The 20,312-nt window shown below is 67.7% G+C and carries 21 protein-coding genes, 1 tRNA gene and 1 other RNA gene; 11 read left to right on the top strand and 12 right to left on the bottom strand.

Annotated elements, in window-relative coordinates:
- Nucleotides 1-4: 4 nt before the first annotated feature.
- Nucleotides 5-99, bottom strand: an RNA gene (gene ffs, locus CEX88_RS08710) — signal recognition particle sRNA small type.
- A gap of 68 nt (nucleotides 100-167) precedes the next feature.
- On the opposite strand from ffs, the gene CEX88_RS08705 reads away from it, so the two are divergent.
- The 3 genes from CEX88_RS08705 (at nucleotide 168) to CEX88_RS08695 (ending at nucleotide 2,145) form a co-directional block, all read left to right on the top strand.
- Nucleotides 168-253 (top strand) — tRNA-Ser (locus CEX88_RS08705).
- 85 nt (nucleotides 254-338) lie between these two features.
- On the top strand, nucleotides 339-1,100 hold the full coding sequence (lucA, locus tag CEX88_RS08700) for a lipid uptake coordinator LucA (protein ID WP_094293181.1): 762 nt from the start codon (nucleotides 339-341) through the stop codon (nucleotides 1,098-1,100).
- 28 nt (nucleotides 1,101-1,128) lie between these two features.
- Complete coding sequence (locus tag CEX88_RS08695; protein ID WP_094293180.1) at nucleotides 1,129-2,145, top strand: S1C family serine protease; 1,017 nt, start codon at nucleotides 1,129-1,131, stop codon at nucleotides 2,143-2,145.
- Here the strand turns inward: CEX88_RS08695 and CEX88_RS08690 are convergent.
- Nucleotides 2,142-2,795, bottom strand: a complete 654-nt coding sequence (locus CEX88_RS08690; RefSeq protein WP_066846867.1) for a TetR/AcrR family transcriptional regulator C-terminal domain-containing protein — start codon at nucleotides 2,793-2,795, stop codon at nucleotides 2,142-2,144. The two genes, CEX88_RS08695 and CEX88_RS08690, sit on opposite strands and share 4 nt — an antisense overlap.
- Nucleotides 2,796-2,883: 88 nt before the next feature.
- Here CEX88_RS08690 and CEX88_RS08685 point away from each other — a divergent pair, with 88 nt between their 5' ends.
- A complete protein-coding gene (locus CEX88_RS08685; RefSeq protein WP_094293261.1) occupies nucleotides 2,884-3,951 on the top strand; it encodes an NAD(P)H-dependent amine dehydrogenase family protein in 1,068 nt (355 codons plus the stop codon).
- A 4-nt stretch (nucleotides 3,952-3,955) separates the two neighbouring features.
- Here the strand turns inward: CEX88_RS08685 and CEX88_RS08680 are convergent, their stop codons facing one another.
- From CEX88_RS08680 to CEX88_RS08660, 5 genes are all read right to left on the bottom strand, one after another.
- A complete protein-coding gene (locus CEX88_RS08680) occupies nucleotides 3,956-4,411 on the bottom strand; it encodes a hypothetical protein (protein WP_094293179.1) in 456 nt (151 codons plus the stop codon).
- 62 nt (nucleotides 4,412-4,473) lie between these two features.
- Entirely contained in the window at nucleotides 4,474-5,238 is a 765-nt protein-coding gene (locus CEX88_RS08675) for a superoxide dismutase family protein (RefSeq protein ID WP_202931417.1), read from the bottom strand.
- Between the two features lie 42 nt (nucleotides 5,239-5,280).
- Nucleotides 5,281-6,330: a non-homologous end-joining DNA ligase gene (ligD, locus tag CEX88_RS08670; RefSeq protein ID WP_094293178.1), complete on the bottom strand. Its 1,050-nt coding sequence runs from the start codon at nucleotides 6,328-6,330 to the stop codon at nucleotides 5,281-5,283.
- A gap of 1 nt (nucleotide 6,331) precedes the next feature.
- On the bottom strand, nucleotides 6,332-7,384 hold the full coding sequence (locus CEX88_RS08665; protein ID WP_202931426.1) for an ATP-dependent DNA ligase: 1,053 nt from the start codon (nucleotides 7,382-7,384) through the stop codon (nucleotides 6,332-6,334).
- A gap of 37 nt (nucleotides 7,385-7,421) precedes the next feature.
- Entirely contained in the window at nucleotides 7,422-8,171 is a 750-nt protein-coding gene (locus CEX88_RS08660) for a DUF899 domain-containing protein (protein ID WP_238382002.1), read from the bottom strand.
- A 76-nt stretch (nucleotides 8,172-8,247) separates the two neighbouring features.
- On the opposite strand from CEX88_RS08660, the gene CEX88_RS08655 reads away from it, so the two are divergent.
- Nucleotides 8,248-9,312: an ATP-dependent DNA ligase gene (locus CEX88_RS08655; protein WP_094293257.1), complete on the top strand. Its 1,065-nt coding sequence runs from the start codon at nucleotides 8,248-8,250 to the stop codon at nucleotides 9,310-9,312.
- Nucleotides 9,313-9,369: 57 nt separating this feature from the next.
- The gene (locus CEX88_RS08650) at nucleotides 9,370-9,795 is read left to right on the top strand and encodes a hypothetical protein (RefSeq protein ID WP_094293177.1); all 426 of its coding nucleotides are present in this window, start codon (nucleotides 9,370-9,372) and stop codon (nucleotides 9,793-9,795) included.
- 12 nt (nucleotides 9,796-9,807) lie between these two features.
- Here CEX88_RS08650 and CEX88_RS08645 read toward each other — a convergent pair whose 3' ends face one another.
- The 3 genes from CEX88_RS08645 to CEX88_RS08635 are packed head-to-tail and all read right to left on the bottom strand — an operon-like array spanning nucleotide 9,808 to nucleotide 12,745.
- Nucleotides 9,808-10,326, bottom strand: a complete 519-nt coding sequence (locus tag CEX88_RS08645; RefSeq protein ID WP_066846851.1) for a DUF3830 family protein — start codon at nucleotides 10,324-10,326, stop codon at nucleotides 9,808-9,810.
- Nucleotides 10,323-11,726: an amidase gene (locus CEX88_RS08640; RefSeq protein WP_094293176.1), complete on the bottom strand. Its 1,404-nt coding sequence runs from the start codon at nucleotides 11,724-11,726 to the stop codon at nucleotides 10,323-10,325. The genes CEX88_RS08645 and CEX88_RS08640 overlap by 4 nt, the downstream gene beginning before the upstream one ends.
- On the bottom strand, nucleotides 11,723-12,745 hold the full coding sequence (locus tag CEX88_RS08635) for a D-2-hydroxyacid dehydrogenase (RefSeq protein WP_094293256.1): 1,023 nt from the start codon (nucleotides 12,743-12,745) through the stop codon (nucleotides 11,723-11,725). The genes CEX88_RS08640 and CEX88_RS08635 overlap by 4 nt, the downstream gene beginning before the upstream one ends.
- Nucleotides 12,746-12,852: 107 nt before the next feature.
- Here CEX88_RS08635 and CEX88_RS08630 point away from each other — a divergent pair, with 107 nt between their 5' ends.
- Genes CEX88_RS08630 through CEX88_RS08620 form a run of 3 tightly spaced genes read left to right on the top strand, consistent with a single transcriptional unit; the run spans nucleotide 12,853 to nucleotide 15,021 of the window.
- Nucleotides 12,853-13,590 (top strand): maleate cis-trans isomerase family protein, encoded by a 738-nt coding sequence (locus tag CEX88_RS08630; protein ID WP_197505992.1) that lies wholly within the window; start codon nucleotides 12,853-12,855, stop codon nucleotides 13,588-13,590.
- A gap of 55 nt (nucleotides 13,591-13,645) precedes the next feature.
- Complete coding sequence (locus tag CEX88_RS08625) at nucleotides 13,646-14,365, top strand: maleate cis-trans isomerase family protein (protein WP_202931416.1); 720 nt, start codon at nucleotides 13,646-13,648, stop codon at nucleotides 14,363-14,365.
- Nucleotides 14,362-15,021, top strand: coding sequence for a GntR family transcriptional regulator (locus tag CEX88_RS08620; RefSeq protein ID WP_094293175.1), 660 nt, complete (start codon nucleotides 14,362-14,364; stop codon nucleotides 15,019-15,021). Before CEX88_RS08625 ends, CEX88_RS08620 begins: the two co-directional genes overlap by 4 nt.
- A gap of 3 nt (nucleotides 15,022-15,024) precedes the next feature.
- On the opposite strand, the gene CEX88_RS08615 is transcribed toward CEX88_RS08620, so the two are convergent.
- Nucleotides 15,025-16,485 (bottom strand): NAD-dependent succinate-semialdehyde dehydrogenase, encoded by a 1,461-nt coding sequence (locus tag CEX88_RS08615; RefSeq protein ID WP_238382001.1) that lies wholly within the window; start codon nucleotides 16,483-16,485, stop codon nucleotides 15,025-15,027.
- Nucleotides 16,486-16,542: 57 nt separating this feature from the next.
- On the opposite strand from CEX88_RS08615, the gene CEX88_RS08610 reads away from it, so the two are divergent.
- Entirely contained in the window at nucleotides 16,543-17,823 is a 1,281-nt protein-coding gene (locus CEX88_RS08610) for an aspartate aminotransferase family protein (RefSeq protein ID WP_066846837.1), read from the top strand.
- A gap of 1 nt (nucleotide 17,824) precedes the next feature.
- Here the strand turns inward: CEX88_RS08610 and CEX88_RS08605 are convergent, their stop codons facing one another.
- Complete coding sequence (locus CEX88_RS08605) at nucleotides 17,825-19,147, bottom strand: MFS transporter (RefSeq protein ID WP_238382015.1); 1,323 nt, start codon at nucleotides 19,145-19,147, stop codon at nucleotides 17,825-17,827.
- A gap of 267 nt (nucleotides 19,148-19,414) precedes the next feature.
- Here CEX88_RS08605 and gluQRS point away from each other — a divergent pair, with 267 nt between their 5' ends.
- A complete protein-coding gene (gene gluQRS / locus CEX88_RS08600; RefSeq protein ID WP_202931415.1) occupies nucleotides 19,415-20,284 on the top strand; it encodes a tRNA glutamyl-Q(34) synthetase GluQRS in 870 nt (289 codons plus the stop codon).
- Nucleotides 20,285-20,312 lie beyond the last annotated feature (28 nt).

The following is a 20,312-nucleotide window of genomic DNA, read 5'->3' as shown; positions in this document are numbered from 1 at the left end:
GAAAAGAAGGGGACCCCGCGCACCCGCCAGAGCCCATTGACCCTTGCTGCCTTCCGGCCCTGGGGGAGTTCACAGGATGGACGCCGCGCGGGGTCCACGGCGAGTCTAATACCCGAGCCGGTCGCATCCGGATCGGCTCTGGTCTGAGGTCGGCTACCATGGCCCGCGGAGGATTCGCCTAGTGGCCTATGGCGCTCGCCTGGAACGCGGGTTGGGTTAATAGCCCTCGCGGGTTCAAATCCCGCATCCTCCGCACTCGGCCCGGGGTGCGGCGTGTCGGCGGTTTCGACGGTCAGGCCCGGTCGCACCCCGGGGCCAAACAATCGTCTAGGAGGAGAATGAGCCGCACTCTCGCGGTGACCTGGCACGCGTTGTTCAGCGTCGTAGCCGGTGTTCTGTACTTCTTCTTCGTCCTGCCGCGCTGGTATGAGCTCTCCGGTGAGATTCCGCACACTTTCGGCACCGTGATGCGCATCGTGTGCGGCGCGTTGATCGGGCTCGCCGCGCTGCCGGTGGTGTTCACCCTGCTGCGGACTCGGCGGCCGGAATTCGGCACACCCCAGATGGCGCTGAGGCTGCGGACCGTGTCGATCGCGCTGCATGTGCTGGCCGGCGTGTTGATCATCGGCGCGGCCGTCAGCGAGATCTGGCTGTCACTCGACAGCGCAGGTAGGTGGCTGTTCGGCATCTACGGCGCCGCCTCGGCAATAGGGCTGCTCGGCGTGTTCGCCTTCTACCTCGCTTCAGTCGCCGAGATGCCGCCGCCTCCGCCGAAACCCCTGAAGGTCAAGGAGCCGAAGCAGCGCCGCTCTCGCCGCAAGGGCGCGAAGGACGAGCCAGAGGACCAGGCCGAAGACCGGCCCGAGGAAGTCGACGACGCGGGAGACAAGGCCGAGGTGGCTGACGAGTCCCCCGAGAAGGACGACGCTGAGGAGGTCGAGGCCGCCGAAGACGCCGAGGTCGAGGCGGACGCCGAGGAATCCGGGGCCGAGACCGCCGAAGAAGCCGAATCCGACGACGGCAAACTGCGCAATCGCAGACCCGAACCCGCACGTCGTCGCCGTCGGCGCTTGCGCGGGGGCGTCGCGCTAGACGATTAGTCGTCTCGGCATCGGGCAATATGGGCCTATGGGCAAAATCCCCTTTCGGCGTCCATTCACGACGCTGCTGATCGCATTGGCCATGGCGTTAGCCGTGGTGGCGCCGGTGTTTCCGGCTGCGGCCGCCCCCGGTGACCCTGTCGCGGCCGCCGCTCAGGTCGAACCGTCCGTGGTCCGGATCGACACCGAGATCGACTATCAGGGCGCATACGGAAACGGCGCCGGATTCGTGATCGATCCCAACGGCCTGGTCCTGACCAACTTCCACGTCGTGTCGGGCGCGGACCGGATCACCGCGAGCGTCGGAGGCCGGTCCTACCCGGCTGAGCTGCTCGGCTACAACCGCAAGCGTGACATCGCGGTGTTGCAGCTGATCGGCGGGATCGGCCTGCCGGTCGCCCCGATCGGTGATTCCGCGCTCCTGGCGGCCGGTGAGCCCGTCGTCGCGCTCGGCAACGCCAACGGGACGAACGGACCGCTGACCCGCGAGGTCGGCACGATCACCGCATTCGGCCGGACCGTGAACGCCGAGGACTCACTGACCGGCAGCAAGGACGAACTCGCGGGTCTCTTCGAGTTCGCCGCACCGGTCGTCGCGGGCGACTCGGGCGGTCCGGTGGTCAACGGCGCGGGTCAGGTCGTGGGCATCACCACCGCGGCTTCGGTGAACTTCCGGTTCGGCCCGGGCGGCGAGGGCTTCGCGATTCCGATCAACGACGCGTTGCCGATCGCCAACCAGATCCGGTCCCGCGCACCATCTGCCGACGTGCACATCGGCCCGCCGGTGCTGCTCGGGGTCGGGGTGCGTTCGGCGCAACGTGGCCCGGGCGTGCAGATCGCCGACGTGCTGCGCGGTGGGCCCGCCGACCGGGCGGGTCTCGCCCCCGGCGACGTGCTCGTCGTGCTCGACGGCGTCCCGTTGGATTCGGCGACGACACTGACCTACGTGCTGGACAGCCACTATCCCGGCGACGTGGTCGACCTGACCTGGGTCGATCGCGGCGGGCTGGAACGGACCGCCAAGGCCACCCTGACGCCCCTCTAATCGAGGAGTCGTTCCAGGCCGGCGATGAGCACCTCGAGTTCGAAGTCGAACTGGTGCTCGGCGTCGTGGCGCTGGGATTCGGCCGAGGCGAGCACGGCGCGCAGCGCCGGATAGGTGTCTTCCGGTTCCCACTCCAGGGCCGCCGACGTCTCGGCACGGTGCCGGTGCATCCCCGAGGGCGTCTGCGCCGCGCTGCTGTGGGCCGCCGACTGCGCGATGTTCGACGCCGCGGTCAACCCGTACCGGGCGGTGTCGGGCGTGAAGCCGGCGGTGAGCAGGGCGTCGAGCACTCGGTCGGCGAGCGCCAACGCCGCGACGGCGCCGATACCCCGTAACCGGGTGAAGTCCGTGGCCGCGCCGACCTGCGTCAGCCCGTTGCGAAACGCGACGGTGTAGGCGCGCAGAATCGCCCGCCAGTCATCGCCGTCCGGCAACTCGACGCTGGTGAGTTCGCGTTCGAACAGGTCGGTCACCACCAGCGTCAGCAGGCCCTCCCGATCGCCGACGTAGTAGTGCAGGGCCTTGCGGCTGACTCCGAGAGCATCAGCGACCGCCTGCATCGTCAAGTCCGCACTCGCCGCGTCCCTGGCCGCCGCGACGATCTGGTCGCGGCTGATCCGGGGTGGGCGACCCCTCGTCCGGCCGCTCATCACGATCAGACTAGGGCTTCACGAGGCAATTTTTCGCCGCTCGGTAAAAACACCCGCGCGAAGCGCCGGGCTTTCCTATGCTGTGCGGGTGCCAAACACTCCCTATCGCGTCGTGCAGTGGACCACCGGCAACGTCGGCAAGAGCTCGGTCCAGGCGATCGCCACGAACCCGAACTACGAACTCGTCGGCCTCTATGCGTGGTCGCAGGACAAGGCCGGCCAGGATGCCGGAGAACTCGCCGGCATCGCGCCCCTTGGCGTGAAGGCCACCAACGACGTCGACGCCCTGCTCGCCTTGAAGCCCGACGTCGTGGTCTACAACCCGATGTGGATCGACGTCGACGAACTGGTCCGCATCCTCGAAGCCGGCGTCAACGTCGTGTCGTCGGCATCCTTCATCACCGGACATAACCTCGGTGACGAACGCGACAGGCTCGAAGAGGCATGCAAGCGCGGCGGTTCGACACTCTTCGGGTCCGGGATCAGCCCCGGCTTCGCGGAACTGCTCGCCATCGTGGCCGCAACGGGCTGCGACCGGGTCGACAAGATCACCATCGCCGAGTCCGCCGACACCACGCTCTACGACTCCCCCGACACCGAACGGCCCGTCGGGTTCGGCACCGCGATCGACGATCCGAACCTGCAGCCGATGGCCTCGAAGGGCACCGCGGTGTTCGCCGAGGCGGTCCGCCTGGTCGCCGACTCGATCGGTGTGGAGCTCGACGAGATCAAGTGCGTGCCCGAATATGCCCAGACCACAGAGGATCTCGTGATGGCGTCATGGACCATCCCGGCCGGGCATGTGGCGGGCGTGTACGCCAGTTGGCAGGGGATCGTCGACGGCAAGCCGGTGGTCGACATCAACGTCCGGTGGAAGAAGGGCACCACGCTCGACCCGGACTGGCAGATGGACGCCGAGGGCTGGAAGATCACGATCGACGGCCGGCCGACGGTCACCATGCAGGTCGGTTTCCTGCCCCCACAGGACATGATCGAGAACGCCAAGTCGATCGAGGACTTCTTCGTCCTCGGCCACATCATGACCGCCATGCCCCCGATCCATGCGATCCCCGCGGTGGTGGCGGCGCCTCCCGGTATCGCCACCTACAACGACCTGCCGCTGCCGCAGGCGCGCGGCGTCGGGCCACGGCGGTAACGGCTCAGCCGTCCACCTGCAGGACGTTCGCCTTCAGCTGGGCCGACGGCGGACCTTCCAGGACGACGTCCTGCAGAATCTGGGCCTGGCCGTTCTCCACGGTGAACTCACCCTTCTGCGGTGCGTCGCCGCCGACCACCTCATAGAAGACGGTGAACGGGGTCTTCGGGAGCGGATGCATGCCAATGTATTTCGGCTCGATCGAATACTTGTAGAAGCATCCGGGAGCGCCGGGTGCACAGTGCTGGTCGGTGATGACGACGTTGATCGTGAACTCAAACGGCGTCGGGACCTTCGGCGGTGGAGCCTGTGTCGCACGCTGCGCTGAGGCAGCTTGTGTCTGCTTGGCCTCCTTGACCGACCCGAGGACCATCACGGCTGCCACTCCGACACCACTGCCCACGAGGGCGAACAGCGCCAGGCCCGCCAGCCATCTACGAACGGTCGTCGAAACGCGCATGCGAACAGCAGACCCGGTTCACCTCCCGATCGGCGGTATTTCGGCGTGCCGAGCGAGTCGTGTCAGCCCCCGGGCGGTGGAGCCACCGTGGTGGTTGTCGGTGAAGGGCTCTCGGTCACGGTGACGGTGTCCGTCTCGGTCGGCAGGGTCGTGGTGGCCGGAGACTCGGCCGGCGGCGTCGTCGTGGCCGGTGTTTCCGTGACCGTGGTGGTCGGTGGTGGAGGCGCAACCGCGGTCGTGGTGACGACGGTCGTCTGCGTCTCGACGGAGGTGGTGCCCGCGGTTCCCGGGCTGAGGACACCGCACGCAATCCGCCGCTCGGCGGCGGCCGGGTCCTCCATGACTGCGCTCTCGTGCAGCACGATCGAGGACCCTTGCGGGGTCGTGAGCTGCTCCTCGGTGAACGCGTCACTCGTCGCGACCAGCTTGCCCGCGCCGTTGGACCGCACCAGCAGGGGCGGCAGATCGCCACTGGCGGGCATTCCTGTGTGGCCGGGCGCCTGGAAGTGCTCGCCCGCGGATGCGAAGCCGTCGCCGGCCTCGCAGACACCGATCTGGTGGATGTGCATGCTGTGGAAGCCCGGCGACAGGATGCCATCCTCGACGGTTTCGACGGTCACCGTGGCGTACCCGCCGGAGAAGTCGATGGTGGCATCGGCGACATGCCTGCCGTCAACCGTGTTGATCTGGGTGGTCAATCCCTGGGCGCCGGCCGAGTCCGTCGTCGTGGTGGTGGTCGTGGTGGTGGCTGAATCGTCGGACGCTTGATTGGCACAGCCGACCGCAACCGCGAGGACACCCAAGGCAACACTGACTTGTTTGATCATGAACACCCCGTACCCGGGTGACGCGCCACACAAACCGCGCACTCAGCTATTGACCGGATTTCCGTCGTCGTCCCAGTTGGCGGCGACCATCTTGCTGGGCTGCACGCGCGGCGGTTCCCCCGGCATCTTCGGGTAACTCGGCGGGTACGGCAGATCGCCCAGCCCGCGCTCCTCGTCGGCCTTGACCATGTCCAGCAGCTTCTTGATCGACTGCGGCTTGCGATCGATATCGGCCCACGGATCCGGCCGTCCCGCAACGAAATCGGGCACGGATGAGATCGTGTAGTCGTCGGGGTCGGCGTCGCGAAGCTCGTCCCAGGTCAATGGAGTGGACACGGTGGCGATGGGGGTCTTGCGCGCCGAGTACGGCGAAGCGAACGTTCGGTCCCTCGCATTCTGGTTGTAGTCGATGAAGATGCGCTTACCTCGCTCTTCCTTCCACCACGAGGTGGTCACCGCGTCGGGCGCCCGGCGTTCGACCTCGCGGGCCAGCGCGATTCCCGCACGACGGACGTCGATGAAGTCCCAATCGGTCTTGATCCGGAGGAAGACATGCACACCGCGCCCGCCCGACGTCTTCGGATAACCGATCAAACCCAACTCGTCGAGCAGCGGTTTGAGCACATCGACCGCGACGGAGCTGGCGTCGGCGAACCCCGTTCCCGGCTGCGGGTCCAAGTCGATGCGCAGTTCGTCGGGATGCTCGGTGTCGGGGCACCTCACCTGCCACGGGTGCAGGGTGATCGAGCCCATCTGGGCCGCCCATGCGATCGCCGACGCGTGGGTGACCTTCAACGCGTCGGCGGTGCGCCCGGATGGAAAGGTGACGGTGCAGGTTTCGAGGTAGTCGGGATGCTTTTGCGGTACCCGCTTCTGGTAGATCTCCTCGCCGTCGATGCCGTCGGGAAAGCGTTGCAGGTGCACTGGCCGGTCGCGCAGCAGCGCGACCATCGGTTCGGCGACAGACAGGTAGTAGTCGAAGAGCTTGCCCTTGGTGCCGTCCTTGCCCAGCTTCGGGAAGTACACCTTGTCGCGGTTGGTCAGCCGCACCTTCGTGCCGTCGACGTCGACTTCCTCTGCGGCTTTGGGCATCTCAGGACTCCAGTACGTCGTAGAGATCGAAGGTGAGCGGAACGTCGAGCTGGTCGAAGGTGCAGCTCTTCGGGTCGCGGTCGGGCCGCCAGCGCCGGAACTTCACCGCGTGCCGGAAGCGTTGGGCGGCCCCGCCGTTTCCTTCCATCTGGTCGTAGGCGACCTCACAGACCTTCTCCGGCCGGATGGGGACCCAGCGCTTGTCGGCGGCCGAGTTCCAGCGGCTTGGGTCGCCTTCGCGCATCTCGTCGCTCTCACGAAGTGGCTCCAGCTCGGCCAACAGCTTGATCCGGTCCTTGGCCGTGAAAGCCGCTGCGCCACCGACCATCTGCAGTTCTCCGTCGTCGCGGTACAGGCCGAGCAGGATGGAGCCGATACCCTCGCCGCTTTTGTGGATGCGATAACCCATCGCCACACAATCGGCGTCGCGGGCGTGTTTGACCTTCACCATCTCCCGCTTGCCCGGTAGATACGGCCCGTCGAGCCGTTTGGCGATCACGCCATCGAGGCCGGCCCCCTCGAACTCCTCGAGCCACTGCGCGCCGAGTTCGGGGTCTTCGGTGGTGCGGGTGACGTGACACCACTGCTTCTCGTTCACCGCGTCGCGCAGTGCTTCGCGGCGAACCCGGAAGGGTTGCTTCATCTGCGACTCATCACCGGCGGCCAGCGCGTCGAAGCCGATGAAGTGGGCGGGCGTCTGCTCCGACAGCATTTTGATGCGGCTGGCGGCGGGGTGGATGCGCTGGCTCAGCGACTCCCAATCGAGGCGGGTGCGGCCACCGAACTCGCGGGGGACGACGATCTCGCCGTCCAGCACACACCGCGGTGCCAGCTCGTCACGGACGGCCTCGACGACGTCGGGGAAATACCGGCCAAGGTCCTTACCGCTACGGGAGAGCAATAGGACCTTGTCACCGTCGCGGAAGACCAGGGCACGGAAACCGTCCCACTTCGGCTCGTACGACCACATCCCGGCTTCGGGCGGGACCTTCGCCTGGGCCTTGGCAAGCATCGGCTCCAGCGGCGGCAGCACGGGGAGGTCCACCTGGCCCATTATTGCGTCCACGGCGAGATCCACGGGTGTTGGCGGATTAATTGGCGGGCCGCCGCGCTGCTATCCGACCGTAGGCATCGTGGAGGCGCCACCAGTCGTACGGGGGACCCTGCGGTCGCCCGGGCGGGACATCCTGCCAGTGTTCTAGTCGTCCAAGAGGCGTGATGTCCAGGAATGACCAGACCGGCCCTATCTCCTCGATGCCGCGTCCGTTGACGAAGTACGTGCGGTAGGCACGGTCGCCGTCGCGGATGAAGACGTTGAGGCCGAACATCTCCTCGACGCCGAAGTCCCGAGAGAATTCGTCTCCGACGAGAGTGAAGAACGAGAGCCGTTGCCAGCCCATCCGCGCTTTGAGCTCGGCGATGCGCTCCAGCGGAGCGGCCGTGACAAACACCAGGGTGGTGTCACGTGCGGCGAGGTGCGCCGGGTGCACCACGGTGTCTGCGAACAGCGAGCAGCCCGAGCATGCGCCATCGGGCCAGTTCTCGACATCGGGGGCGTAGAAGAAGCGGTATACGATCAGCTGCCGCCGTCCGGCGAACAAGCCCAAGAGGTCGACTTCGCCGTCGGTTCCCGCGAAGCGGTAGTCCGCGCGCACCTCAGTCATGGGCATCCGCCGGCGCTGTGCGGCGAGCCGGTCCCGCTCCTTCATCAACGCCTTCTCTTCGGCCAGCAGACCTTGACGGGCCGCCTGCCATTCGTCGTGCGAGACGATGTCGGGCACCGCGATATCGGACTGCTCCATCGATGGTGCCGGGATAGCCGGGCCTTCCTGCTTCGCCATATCGGGGTCCATACCCATGTAGACCGCCCGTACTCGGCAATGTCATCGCAAGGTCATGGCCTGCGACAATGGCCTCATGCAGTTGCCCGTGATACCGCCGGTCTCGCCGATGCTGGCGAAATCGGTGGTGTCGATCCCGCCGGACGCGTCGTACGAACCGAAATGGGACGGCTTCCGGTCGATCTGCTTCCGCGACGGCGACGAGGTGGAACTCGGCAGCCGCAACGAGCGGCCGATGACCCGCTACTTTCCCGAACTGGTGAAGGCCGCCACAGCTGAGCTACCCGAACGGTGCGTCATCGACGGCGAGATCATCGTCGCCTCCGACGGTGGGCTCGACTTCGAAGCGCTGCAGCAGCGCATCCACCCCGCCGACTCACGGGTCCGGATGCTGGCCGAGAAGACGCCTGCGTCCTTCATCGCCTTCGACCTGCTCGCACTCGACGACATCGATTACACGCAGCGGCCTTTCGGCGAACGCCGCGCCGCGCTCGTGGACGCTCTCGCCGACGCCGGCCCGAAATTCCACGTCACTCCGGTGACGACGGACCTCGCGACGGCGCAACGCTGGTTCGACGAGTTCGAGGGTGCCGGCCTCGACGGCGTCATCGCGAAGCCGTTGTCGCTGACCTATCAACCGGACAAGCGCGTGATGTTCAAGATCAAGCATCAACGGACCGCGGACTGCGTCGTCGCCGGCTACCGCCTCCACAAGTCCGGTGACGATGCCATCGGGTCGCTGCTTCTCGGGCTGTACAAGGACGACGGCATGTTGGCGTCCGTCGGCGTGATCGGCGCGTTCCCGATGGCCCGCCGTCGCGAACTCTTCACCGAATTGCAGCCGCTGGTAACCACGTTCGACAACCATCCGTGGAATTGGGCGGCGCACATGGTCGGTGAGCGGACCCCACGCCGCAACGAGGGATCACGCTGGAATGCCGGCAAGGACCTCTCGTTCGTACCGCTGCGGCCCGAGCGGGTGGTCGAGGTGCGCTACGACCACATGGAAGGTGAACGGTTCCGCCACACCGCGCAGTTCAACCGCTGGCGCCCCGACCGCGATCCACGGTCGTGCACGTACGACCAACTCGAGCAGCCGGTCACCTTCAAGCTGGGCGACATCGTCCCCGGCCTCCACTGACCGGAAACTTTCGCCATCTCGGCGATGCCCGTGCGCCTGACGTGTGATGCTGCCTGGATGGCGATCACACGCGCGACGGCGGCGGCGGCGATGCTCATCGGTGTCGCGATCGGATCGGCGGGACCGGCATGGGCGGACGGGCGGCTCGAAGGTGAGTACCGGCTGGTCAACGGGGCGACCTCGAATACGTGGTCGATCACCACGCAGTGCAACTCCGAAGGTTACTGCGGTGGAACGATTTCGAGCTCGACCGGGCTGATCGCGCAGATCAGCAGGCAGGGCGACGGCCCGTGGACCGTCGAACGCCACGACGTCTTCAACGCACGTCCGTGCGCCGACGGCAGCACCGGCCCGGCCGATGTGACCTATGAGTTCGATCCGGCGACCTTGGCGGGCAACCTTCGCTACAGCTGGAAATCCGGGACGTGCAACGACCCCAATCCCGGTCAGAGCGAACAACCGATCAGCCTTCAACCGATCTAGCCAGTCGGCGCGTCAATCCTGCGCCGCGCGTTGGAAACTGAGGGTTTCGCCGCGCACGCCACCCATCCACAGGTCCTGGCAGGCCTCGGCCATCTCGTCGAGCCCTTCGATGACCGCCCCGAACACGTTGCCCGGGACCCAGCCCTGGTCGCCGTTGATCAGCAGGTTGTTGCGGCCGTAGAACAGCGCCAGGTCGACGATCGCGCCGGTGGTGCCGGTGCCGGTGGTGTTCTCGTAGCCGTAGGCGGGGTTGCCCAGTTGATCGGAGTCGAAGGAGAACCAGCACAGGTCACCGGGGATCGGCGTGACTGTGGTGTTCTCCCTGCCCGGGTCCTTGGCCGCGAATCCCGGTAGCAGCGTGTAGATCTCGTTGCGGGCATACTTGCCGTGGAACACCTGTGACGAAAGCACGCGCCCGTCAGATAAGGCGTCCCACACCGCCGCGCAGGTGCGTGGCGCCGCGTCGTCGAGCATGCGGGCAACGCAGCTGACGCCGCGCTTGTCGAGGGACACGGTGATCAGCCTGCTCATCGAACTCCTTGTGTCGTCAACGCCGGCGTGCGCCGGTGCCAGTCGGTGGCCATCTCGTGGGCGCGGCCAACCCGCAGCACCAACGCATCCGCGTGCCGGGGGCCGACGATCTGCAACCCGATCGGCAGGCCCGCCGCGGTGAATCCGCACGGCACGCTCAACGCCGGTTGCTGAGTCATGTTGAACGGGTAGGTGTATGGCGTCCAACTCGCCCAGTAGTGAGACCGCCAGCCATCGGGCACGTCGCGACCGACGCTGAACGCAGGCAGCGGAAGCGTCGGCGTGACCAGCACGTCGTAGGTTTCGTGGAACCGGCCCATCGTCTGTCCCAGTTGCATGCGCACGGCCGTCGCGTCGAGGTAGTCCGACGCCGAGAACGACGCACCCACCGCAGCTATCCGGCGCAACCCCGCATCCACCCGGTCGTCGACCGCTTCGCCGTACGCCTCCAACACCTTTGCCGCGCCGGCGAACCACAGCACGTGGAAGGCCTCGATCGGGTCGCGGAACCCGGGGTCGACCTCCTCGACCCGGGCACCCGCATCGGCCAGCACCGCCGCCGCGGCCCGCACGGCGGCTTCGACCTCCGGATCGTTGCGCACGTAGCCGAGCCGCGGCGAGAACGCCACCCGCAGGCCCGCGACGCCGTCGTCGAGCCCGGTCAGGAACGACTCACGTGGCGTCGGCATCGCCGACCAGTCCCGGGCATCGAATCCGGTGATCACATCCATCAGCGCGGCGGTGTCGACGACCGTCCGCGTCATCGGGCCCGGGTGCGCCAGCGTGCCGAACGGGCTCGGCGGATAGTGGGGTATCAGGCCGTAGGTCGGCTTGAGCGCGACGGTTCCGGTGAACGCCGCCGGAATCCGCACCGATCCCCCCGCATCGGTGCCGACCGACCACACCCCCATGCCGAGGCCGACCGCCGCGGCGCTGCCGCCGCTCGAACCGCCCGCCGTCTTGGTGGGATCCCACGGGTTGCCGGTCACACCGTATCGGGGCGAGTCGGTGACGCCTTTCCACGAGTACTCCGGTGTCGTGGTCTTGCCGAGCAGGACGGCTCCGGTCTCCCGAAGTCGCGCCGTGCAGGGCGCGTCCTCGTTCCACGGTCCCGGCTCGTCGATGAGCCAGCTACCCCGAAGCGTCGGCCATCCCCTGGTCCACAGCGCGTCCTTGATCGACGTCGGCACGCCGTCCCCGGGCCCGAGCGGCTGCCCGGCGTGCCAGCGTGCCTCCGAGGCCCGTGCCGCGGCCAACGCCCTCTCGGGGTCGACGAGCACGAAGGCGTTGACCGCGCCGTCGTACGCGTCGATCGCGGCCAGCGCCTCCTGCGTGGCCTCGACCGGAGAGACGGTCTTGGCGCGGTAGCCCTGGACCAGTTCGGCGGCGGTCGGGATCATCGCGGGCCCCGCGTCGCCGCGCTAGCTGCTCCGCCCGGTACGTAGCCGAGTTTTTTGTTCACCACGTTCACCAATGACTCGCCGGCCAGCCAGTGCTGCGCGTTGTCCACGAATTGCTCGGCCAGGGCTTCGCGCCAACCCACCACGTCCCCGGCCATGTGTGCGGTGATCGTCACGTTAGGAGCGTCCCACAGCGGATGGTCGGGCGGCAGCGGTTCGGTGTCGAACACGTCCAGCGTCGCACCGCCAATCCGGTTGTCGCGCAACGCCGAAAGCAACGCCGACTCCTCCACCAACGGACCGCGGCCGATGTTGACCAGATGCGCGTCGGGCTTCATCGCCGACAACACCGAGGCGTCCACCATGCCGCGCGTCGCGTTCGTCAGCGGCGCGGCGAGCACCAGGTGATCGCACCAGCCGACCTCGTCGGTCAAGCTCGCACTGGCCACCACGACACCGAAGTCGGGGTCGTCCGTCGTTGCGACGCGCCCCGCCCCGCGCACCTGCATGCCCACCGCGCGCAGGAGCCGCGCGATCTCACGCCCGATGCTTCCGGTGCCGACGACGAGCGCGCGGGCCCGCGCGATGGCACGGGTCTCGCGGTGTTGCCATCGGTGCTCGCGCTGCAGGGCGAAGCTGGTGCGGCTGTCCTTGGCGTGGGCGAGCACCGCGCCGAGGACGTACTCGGCGATCGGGCGGTCGAACACGCCGCGGGCGTTGGTCACCACCACGTCGGAGGCGCGCAGTTCGTCGAACAGCAGCGTGTCGACGCCCGCCGCGGTGACGTGGATCCACTCCAGCTCGCCGGCGTCGTGCCACGCGTCGCGCACCGCGGTCGAGAAGAAGTCCCAGAGCAGCAGCGCGCGGGCGCCGCGAACCGCGTCGGCGAGGTCGTCGGCGGTGCAGTAGCGCAAGTGGACATCGAGTTCGTCGAGGCCCGGTGGGCGGTCAGTGGGCTTCTTGCACAGGACGGCGACGACTGGTCGGGTGGAATCACCTCTGACCTGCGACGACGGCATATTTTGCACGATCTCGCGGGGGCCTGACACGACCCGAGGCTAGGGACACGCCGTAGGATTGTCAACAATCTGTTGCTGGTTTGGTCATCTGGCCTCACACTGTGCAAATGAGGATCGGGGAATTGGTGCCGCCCCCACCATTGCAGCAGGTAGGCATAGGCGTCGTAACACCATATGACTTCGCGCTCGACCGGGAACTCTGGCGTTGGGTGCCCGACGACGTCAGCCTGTACGTGACCCGGCTCAGATACGCCCCCCTGCCGGTGACCGTCGACATGGCGGTGCACATCTCCGACCCCGAACACGTGATCGCGGGCGCGGCGAACGTGCTGGCGGTCTCTCCGATCGTCACCGCGTACGCGTGCACCGCGGGCAGCTTTGTCAAGGGGATGGCCGGAGAAGCCGCGCTGGTCGCGGCGATGCGGGCAGCCGGCGCCCCAGCCGCGGTGACCACCAGCGGCTCGATGCTCGAGGCGCTGCGACACCTCGGCGTCGGGCGTGTCGCGACCGTCACCCCGTACACCTCGGACCTGACGATCGGGTTGACGAGCTATCTGATGGAGGCCGGTATCGAGGTCGTGGCCACCTCGGGACTGGGTCTGACCTCGCAGATCTGGTCGGTGCCGTATGCGCGGACCGCCGACTTGGTCCGCGCCACCGACGTCGCGGACGCCGAGGCCATCGTCATCAGTTGCACGAACCTGCCGACCTACGACCTGATCGCCGATCTCGAGGCCGAATTGCAGAAACCGGTGGTCACGGCCAACCAGGTGACGATGTGGGCGGCGCTGCGCGTGGCCGGGCGCAAGGGCGTGGGAGCGGGTCAGCGCCTGTTCGAGGCGTAGTTGCCGAGGTGCCGGTTGCTAACATTGTCGACAATCTGCCGATCGAAAGGGCGTCATGGCGACCGTAGGACTGCTCTATCCGGGGCACAGCGCCGAGGACGACTTCCCCGCGCTCGAGGGCAGGGTCGACGGTGCGCTGCGCCTGCCCGTGGCCATCACCTCCGTCGGTGAGGACGCCCACCGCGTCGACGCGTTGCTGGATCTCGGAGGCGACGAGCGCCTGGCCGATGGTGTGCGCCAGCTCGCCGGCGCACGCCCGCAGGCGGTGATGTGGGCGTGCACGTCGGGCAGCTTCGTGTTCGGCCCCGAGGGGGCCCGCCAACAAGCCGCGAAAGTCGCTGCGGCTGCGGGTGTTCCGGCGTCGTCCACCTCGATCGCGTTCGTCGACGCGCTGCGCCACCTCGGCATCGAGCGCGTCGCGATCGCAGCGTCGTACCCGCACGACGTCGCCGAGCACTTCGTGCGGTTCCTGGCCGCCGACGGCATCGAGGTGGTGGCGATGGGCAGCCACGGCATCATCACCGCCGCCGAAGTCGGCACGTTGGAGCCGCAGCGGGTGGCGCAGATGGTCACCGCTGCCGATCACCCGGACGCGCAAGCGGTGTTGGTTCCCGACACCGCGATGCACACGCTGGCGATCATCGACCGCCTCGAGGCCGCGGTCGGCAAACCAGTGCTGACCGCCAATCAGGTGACGGTGTGGAAGGGCCTGCAACTCGCCGGTGCAGTGCCTGCGATCGCGGGCCTGGGCCGGCTGTTCGAGGAGCGGCTGTGACCGAGTTCCTGGCGCCGGTGGAGCAGGAATCGACGCCGAGCATCGTCGCCGACAAGCTGCGGCAGGCCATCGCGCACGGTCAGCTCGCCCCGGGCACCCAGCTGATCGAAGCCGACCTGGCCCGCAAGCTCGGCGTCAGCCGCGGACCGCTGCGCGAGGGGATGCAGCGGTTGACGCAGGAGGGTCTGCTGATCGCCATCCGCAACCGCGGGGTATTCGTGATCGACATGACGCCCGAGGTGGCCTCCGACATGTACCTCGCGCGCGAGGCGATCGAACGCGCCGCGACCCGCCGAATCCTGCAGGGCGACTACGCGTCTGCCGGCGACGAGCTGCTGGCGATCGTCGAGGAGATGGCCGCGGCCGCCGACGTCGAGGAGGGCAGCGAGGCCGACATCCGGTTCCACGAGCGCCTTGTCGAACTCGCGGGTAGCGAGCGGCTGTCGCGGATGCACCAGACGTATCTCGTGGAGACGCGAATGTGTGTGCACGCGCTGGCGGACACCTACGACAACCCCAACGATCGGATTGCCGAGCACCATGCGCTGGCCAGCGCTATCCGGGCCGGCGACGTGCAGCTGTCCGACAAGCTGCTGATCGCGCACATGGAGGATGCGGTCGACCGGCTGGTCGTGCGGGTCTCGCGCGGCGCCTGAGCCTCACGCCAGGGCGATGCCGACGTACTTGGTCTCCAGGAACTCGTCGACGCCCACCGAACCGCCTTCGCGGCCCAGGCCGGACTGCTTGACGCCGCCGAACGGAGCGGCGGGGTTGGACACCACGCCCTGATTCAGGCCGACCATGCCGGTCTCCAACGCCTCGGCGACCCGCAGCGCCCGGCGCAGATCATTGGTGAAAACGTAAGCCACCAAGCCGTATTCGGTGTCGTTGGCGGCGGCAACGACGTCGTCCTCGGTTTCGAACGGCGTCAGCGGCGCGACCGGGCCGAAGATCTCCTCGCCTGACATCCTCGCGTCGCGCGGGACGCCGGTCAGCACGGTCGGCGAGTAGAAGTAGCCGTCACCCGAAACCGCTGTGCCGCCGGTCAACACACGGGCACCGCGGCCCACCGCGTCGTCGACCAGGTCCTGCACCTTGTGCAGTGCGGCGTCGTCGACCAGCGGGCCGACGTTGACCCCCTCCTCGGTGCCCCGGCCCACGCGCAGCGCCGCCATCCGCTCGGCCAACCGACGCCCGAACTCGTCGATCACCGACGCGTGCACGAAGATTCGGTTCGCCGCCGTGCACGCTTCTCCCATGTTGCGCATCTTGGCCGCCATCGCCCCGTCGACCGCCTCGTCGAGATCGGCGTCGGCGAACACGATGAACGGTGCGTTGCCACCGAGTTCCATCGAAGTCCGCAACACCTTCTCTGCGCACTGCTCGAGCAGAATCCGGCCCACCCTCGTCGACCCGGTGAACGACAGCTTGCGCGCCAGCCCCGAGCGGATCAGCGGTTCGGTCACCGCGTTCGCGTCCATCGCGGTGATGCAGTTGACGGCGCCGGCAGGCACACCCGCTTCGTCGAGGATGCCCATCAGCGCCAACATCGTGAGCGGGGTCTGGTGTGCCGGTTTGATCACACTGGTGCAACCGGCGGCGATCGCCGGTCCCAGCTTGCGGGTACCCATCGCCATCGGGAAGTTCCACGGGGTGATCAGCAGACAGGGCCCGACGGGCTGACGGGCGATCAGGAAACGCGCACCACCCGATGGCGCGGTCTGATAGCCGCCGTCGATCCGGGTGGCCTCTTCGGCGAAGTGGCGGAAAAACTCGGCGGCGTAGGCGATTTCACCTCGAGCCTCGGCGAGGGGTTTGCCCATCTCCAGCGTCATCAACAACGCCAGGTCGTCGACGCGGGCGTGCAGTAACTCGAAGGCGGCCATCAACATGTCGGCGCGGGCCCGCGGCGGGGTCGCCGCGAACTCGCGCTGGGCCGCGACCGCCGCATCAAGTGCCGCACGCGCATCGGCGGGCGTGGCGTCGGCGACCGCGCACAGCGTGTGCCCCGTCGCCGGGTCCACGACGTCGAAGGTGCGCCCTCCGCTCGCATCGATCCACTTGCCGTCGACGAACAGTCGCTTGTCCACCGTCTCGATCACGTGCCGTTCGCGATCCACCACGCCTCCCTGCGTCGGATTGTTGACAATCTACAGTGCACCGCTGACGATCATGGCATGAACTCGGCCTCCGAAGCCCCGCAGCTCTCCTCAATCCTTCGACAGGCGACCGGCGTCGTCGCCGCCCGCGGCGAAGGGGTGCTGCTCTACGACGAACACGACCGCTCCTATCTCGACTTCACCGCCGGCATCGGGGTGACCAGCACCGGACATTGTCATCCGCGGGTGGTGGAGGCCGCCCAGCGCCAGGTCGCCACGCTGATCCACGGGCAGTACACGACGGTCATGCACCGCCCGCTGCTCACCTTGGTGGAACGGCTGGGAGAGGTGCTGCCGACCGGGCTCGATCGGTTGTTCTTCGCCAACTCCGGAAGCGAGGCGGTGGAAGCCGCGCTGCGACTGTCCCGTCAGGCCACCGGCCGGCCGAACGTCATCGTCTTCCACGGCGGGTTCCACGGTCGCACCGTCGCGGCGGCCTCGATGACCACCTCCGGCACCAAGTTCCGCTCCGGCTTCGCGCCGTTGATGGCCGGAGTTCATGTCGCGCCGTTTCCGGACCCCGGCCACTTCGGCTGGCCGGTCGAGCAGGCCACCGATTTCGCTCTGGCACAACTGGATTACCTGCTGCAGACGATCAGCGCACCCGCCGATACCGCCGCGTTCTTCGTCGAACCCGTGCTCGGCGAGGGCGGCTACGTGCCCGCCAATGAGCGCTTCTTCGCCGGGTTGCGCGAGCGCGCCGACGCTCACGGCATCCTGCTGGTCGTCGACGAGGTGCAGACCGGCTTCGGGCGCACCGGCCGGTTCTGGGGCAGTCAGCACTTCTTCGGCGATTCTCAAGTGCGCGCGGACATCCTGATCACCGCGAAGGGCCTCGCGTCGGGCTTCCCGCTGTCGGGCATCGCGGCGCCGGCCGCGTTGATGGAGCGGGCGTGGCCGGGTTCCCAAGGCGGTACCTACGGCGCCAACGCGGTGGCGTGCGCGGCGGCCGTGGCCACGCTCGACGTGATCGCCGACGAGCGACTGGTCGACAACGCCGCCGAACGCGGAGCGCAGTTGCGTGAGGCCTTGCAAACGGTTGGCGACAAGTTCGACGCGATCACCGACGTGCGCGGTCTCGGGCTGATGCTCGGTGCCGAATTCCGGGACGCCGCAGGAAGACCCGACGGTGCGACGGCACTGGCCGTGCAGCAGGAGGCCGCTAGGCGCGGCCTGCTGCTGTTGACCTGCGGCGCCTGGGGACAGGTCGTCAGGTTCATCCCCGCGCTCGTCGTGACCGCCGGGCAGATCGACGAGGCGGCGGGCGTCTGGTCCGACGCGGTCAACGCCGTCCTCTGACTCAGCGACTGGGCTCGAGCTCGTAATCCAGTTGCGGCGGCGCTTCCGGCGTGCCGGGTATCTCGGTGCCGTTGATCGGGCATCGCGCCGTCTCGGGGAGCTTTGCCAGGGCGATCGCGCCGACAATGCAGGCACCCATCATGTAGTACGCAGGCACGAGGTTGTCGCCCGTCACACCGATCAACCAGTCGTTGACCGCCGGGGCCGTGCCGCCGAAGAGCGCCGTCGAGACGTTGTAGGCGATCGCGAAACCGGCGTAGCGCACCTGTGTCGGGAACATCGCCGGGAACGTCGCCGAGATGGTCGCCAACTGCGGGACGTAGAGCAACCCCAACACGGCAAAGCCAATGACGGCGCCGATCACCCCGGTCGACATCAGCATGAACATCGGAATGCCCGCGATGAACAACCCGATCAAGGAGATCCACCAGACGGGCTTGCGCCCGAACCGGTCCGACGCCAGGCCCGCGAAAGGCAGGAAGATCATCATCGACAGCATCCCGATGATCGGCACGACCAACGACATGTCGGTGGACAGGCCGATCGACTGCTCGAGATAGGTGGGCATGTAGGTGAGCAGCGTGTAGTTGACGACATTGAGCGCCACTACCAGACCGCCGAGGCGCAGGATCGGTCCCCCGTACTGGGCGAGGAGGTCCTTGAATTCGGCGCCGATGTTTTGTTCCTGTCTGCCAGTTTGCTCCAGTTCCTTGAACACCGGCGTCTCGTCGAGCCGGGTGCGCAGGTACAACCCGATCAGACCGAGGGGAGCGGCGATCAGGAACGGCAGCCGCCACCCCCACACATTCATCTGGTCGTCGGACAGGATCAGCGAGAACCCGAGCATCAGCAGCGCGCCCGTCGAGAAGCCGGCCAGGGTGCCGAACTCGAGGAAGCTGCCCATCACGCCGCGACGGCGGGCCGGAGCGTATTCGGCCATGAACGTGGCGGCGCCGCCGTACTCTCCGCCCGTCGAGAAACCCTGGATCATCCGCAGGATCACCATCAGCACCGGCGCCCAGATCCCGATCGTGGCGTAGGTCGGCACAAGACCCACGCACAGCGTCGCGCCGGCCATCACCAGGATCGTGATGGCCAGGATGCGACGCCGCCCGAGGCGGTCGCCCAGTGGTCCCCAGACGAAACCGCCGAGCGGGCGGACCAGGAAGGACACGGCGAACGTCATCAGTGCCAACAGCGTCGCGGTCGCCCCGTCACCCGGGAAGATGGCCGTCGAGATGTAGGAGACCCCATAGGCGTAGAGCCCGTAGTCGAACCATTCGGTGTAGTTGCCGACGGCCGAGGCCGCGATCGCTTTCTTCACTTCACCCGAGGAGGGTGCGTCCTTGTCGGTTTCGTCCTGCGGGCTGGTGGAACCATCGGGGTCCACGTGCGGCCTCCTAGCGTCCGTCGGGCACGACCCTGGGACGCCTGCACGGCGAGCGCCGGCGATGGGCCGTGTTTCTCGGTGCACAGGCAAACTACCAGCGCACAGCGGGGGATACCCGCTTTGCACGAAAGATGACCGGTGTGAAGGGAGTCCGAGGGTGACACACCCCAGCGGCGGACGCCCGCCGGTTAGATTGCGATCATGAACGCCGGCAGGTTCGCCCCGAGCCCCTCGGCGGACCTGCACATCGGAAACCTGCGCACCGCGATCCTGGCGTGGTTGTTCGCCCGCTCGACCGGCCGTCGCTTCGTCATGCGCGTCGACGACCTCGACGACCGCACGTTCGACGACGTAGGGCGGCGCCAACTTTCCGATTTGGCGGCGATCGGGTTGACGTGGGACGTCCTGGAGTGGCAGTCCGAACACCGCTCGCGTTACGACGACGCGATCGCAGGATTGGAAGGCGGTGGCCTGCTCTACGAATGCTATTGCAGCCGAAAGGATATCGCGCAAGCTCCGCGCGCGCCGCACGCGCCGCAGGGGGCCTACCCGGGCACATGCCGCGACCTCACCGACGCCCAGCGCGCGACGCGACGCGCCGAGACAGGGCGCCCGCCCGCGCTCCGGTTGCGCACCGACGCGATCGTGCACACCGTCCACGATGTGCTGCACGGCGCCTACACCGGCATCGTCGACGACTTCGTGGTGCGCCGCGGTGACGGGGTGCCGGCCTACAACCTCGCGGTCGTGGTCGACGACGCGGCCCAGGGTGTCGACCAGGTGGTGCGGGGGGACGACCTGCTGCCCTCGTCGCCTCGGCAGGCGTATCTGGCGCGGATGCTCGGTTACGCCGAGCCGGTGTACGCCCACGTTGCACTGGTGCTCAACGAGGACGGCGCCCGGTTGGCCAAACGCGACGGGGCGGTGACGCTGGCCGAGATCGGCGTACCGCGCGCGCTCGCCCAGATCAGCGAGTCGCTCGGGTGGCAGGCTCGCGACGTCGAGGGCATGCTCGCCGAGTTCGATCCGGCCGCGCTTCCGCGCACACCGTGGATCTATCGGCCCGACTAGATCCTGTGCGAGCGACCGCTTTTGGTAC

This window comes from Mycobacterium neumannii (assembly GCF_002245615.1).
GTDB classification, from domain to species: Bacteria; Actinomycetota; Actinomycetes; order Mycobacteriales; family Mycobacteriaceae; genus Mycobacterium; species Mycobacterium neumannii_A.
Note: the sequence above shows the minus strand (reverse complement) of the source record. Positions and strands in the feature narration are given on the sequence as shown.

Coding starts and splice junctions, on each gene's coding strand:
- lucA (WP_094293181.1), top strand. CDS start 339: ATGAGCCGCACTCTCGCGGTGACCTGGCACGCGTTGTTCAGCGTCGTA.
- ligD (WP_094293178.1), bottom strand. CDS start 6,330: ATGCCCAAAGCCGCAGAGGAAGTCGACGTCGACGGCACGAAGGTGCGG.
- CEX88_RS08625 (WP_202931416.1), top strand. CDS start 13,646: ATGGCGACCGTAGGACTGCTCTATCCGGGGCACAGCGCCGAGGACGAC.
- CEX88_RS08690 (WP_066846867.1), bottom strand. CDS start 2,795: ATGAGCGGCCGGACGAGGGGTCGCCCACCCCGGATCAGCCGCGACCAG.
- CEX88_RS08635 (WP_094293256.1), bottom strand. CDS start 12,745: ATGCCGTCGTCGCAGGTCAGAGGTGATTCCACCCGACCAGTCGTCGCC.
- CEX88_RS08695 (WP_094293180.1), top strand. CDS start 1,129: ATGGGCAAAATCCCCTTTCGGCGTCCATTCACGACGCTGCTGATCGCA.
- CEX88_RS08645 (WP_066846851.1), bottom strand. CDS start 10,326: ATGAGCAGGCTGATCACCGTGTCCCTCGACAAGCGCGGCGTCAGCTGC.
- CEX88_RS08650 (WP_094293177.1), top strand. CDS start 9,370: ATGGCGATCACACGCGCGACGGCGGCGGCGGCGATGCTCATCGGTGTC.
- CEX88_RS08610 (WP_066846837.1), top strand. CDS start 16,543: ATGAACTCGGCCTCCGAAGCCCCGCAGCTCTCCTCAATCCTTCGACAG.
- CEX88_RS08640 (WP_094293176.1), bottom strand. CDS start 11,726: ATGATCCCGACCGCCGCCGAACTGGTCCAGGGCTACCGCGCCAAGACC.
- CEX88_RS08675 (WP_202931417.1), bottom strand. CDS start 5,238: ATGATCAAACAAGTCAGTGTTGCCTTGGGTGTCCTCGCGGTTGCGGTC.
- CEX88_RS08665 (WP_202931426.1), bottom strand. CDS start 7,384: ATGGGCCAGGTGGACCTCCCCGTGCTGCCGCCGCTGGAGCCGATGCTT.
- gluQRS (WP_202931415.1), top strand. CDS start 19,415: ATGAACGCCGGCAGGTTCGCCCCGAGCCCCTCGGCGGACCTGCACATC.
- CEX88_RS08630 (WP_197505992.1), top strand. CDS start 12,853: ATGAGGATCGGGGAATTGGTGCCGCCCCCACCATTGCAGCAGGTAGGC.
- CEX88_RS08660 (WP_238382002.1), bottom strand. CDS start 8,171: ATGGCGAAGCAGGAAGGCCCGGCTATCCCGGCACCATCGATGGAGCAG.
- CEX88_RS08655 (WP_094293257.1), top strand. CDS start 8,248: ATGCAGTTGCCCGTGATACCGCCGGTCTCGCCGATGCTGGCGAAATCG.
- CEX88_RS08680 (WP_094293179.1), bottom strand. CDS start 4,411: ATGCGCGTTTCGACGACCGTTCGTAGATGGCTGGCGGGCCTGGCGCTG.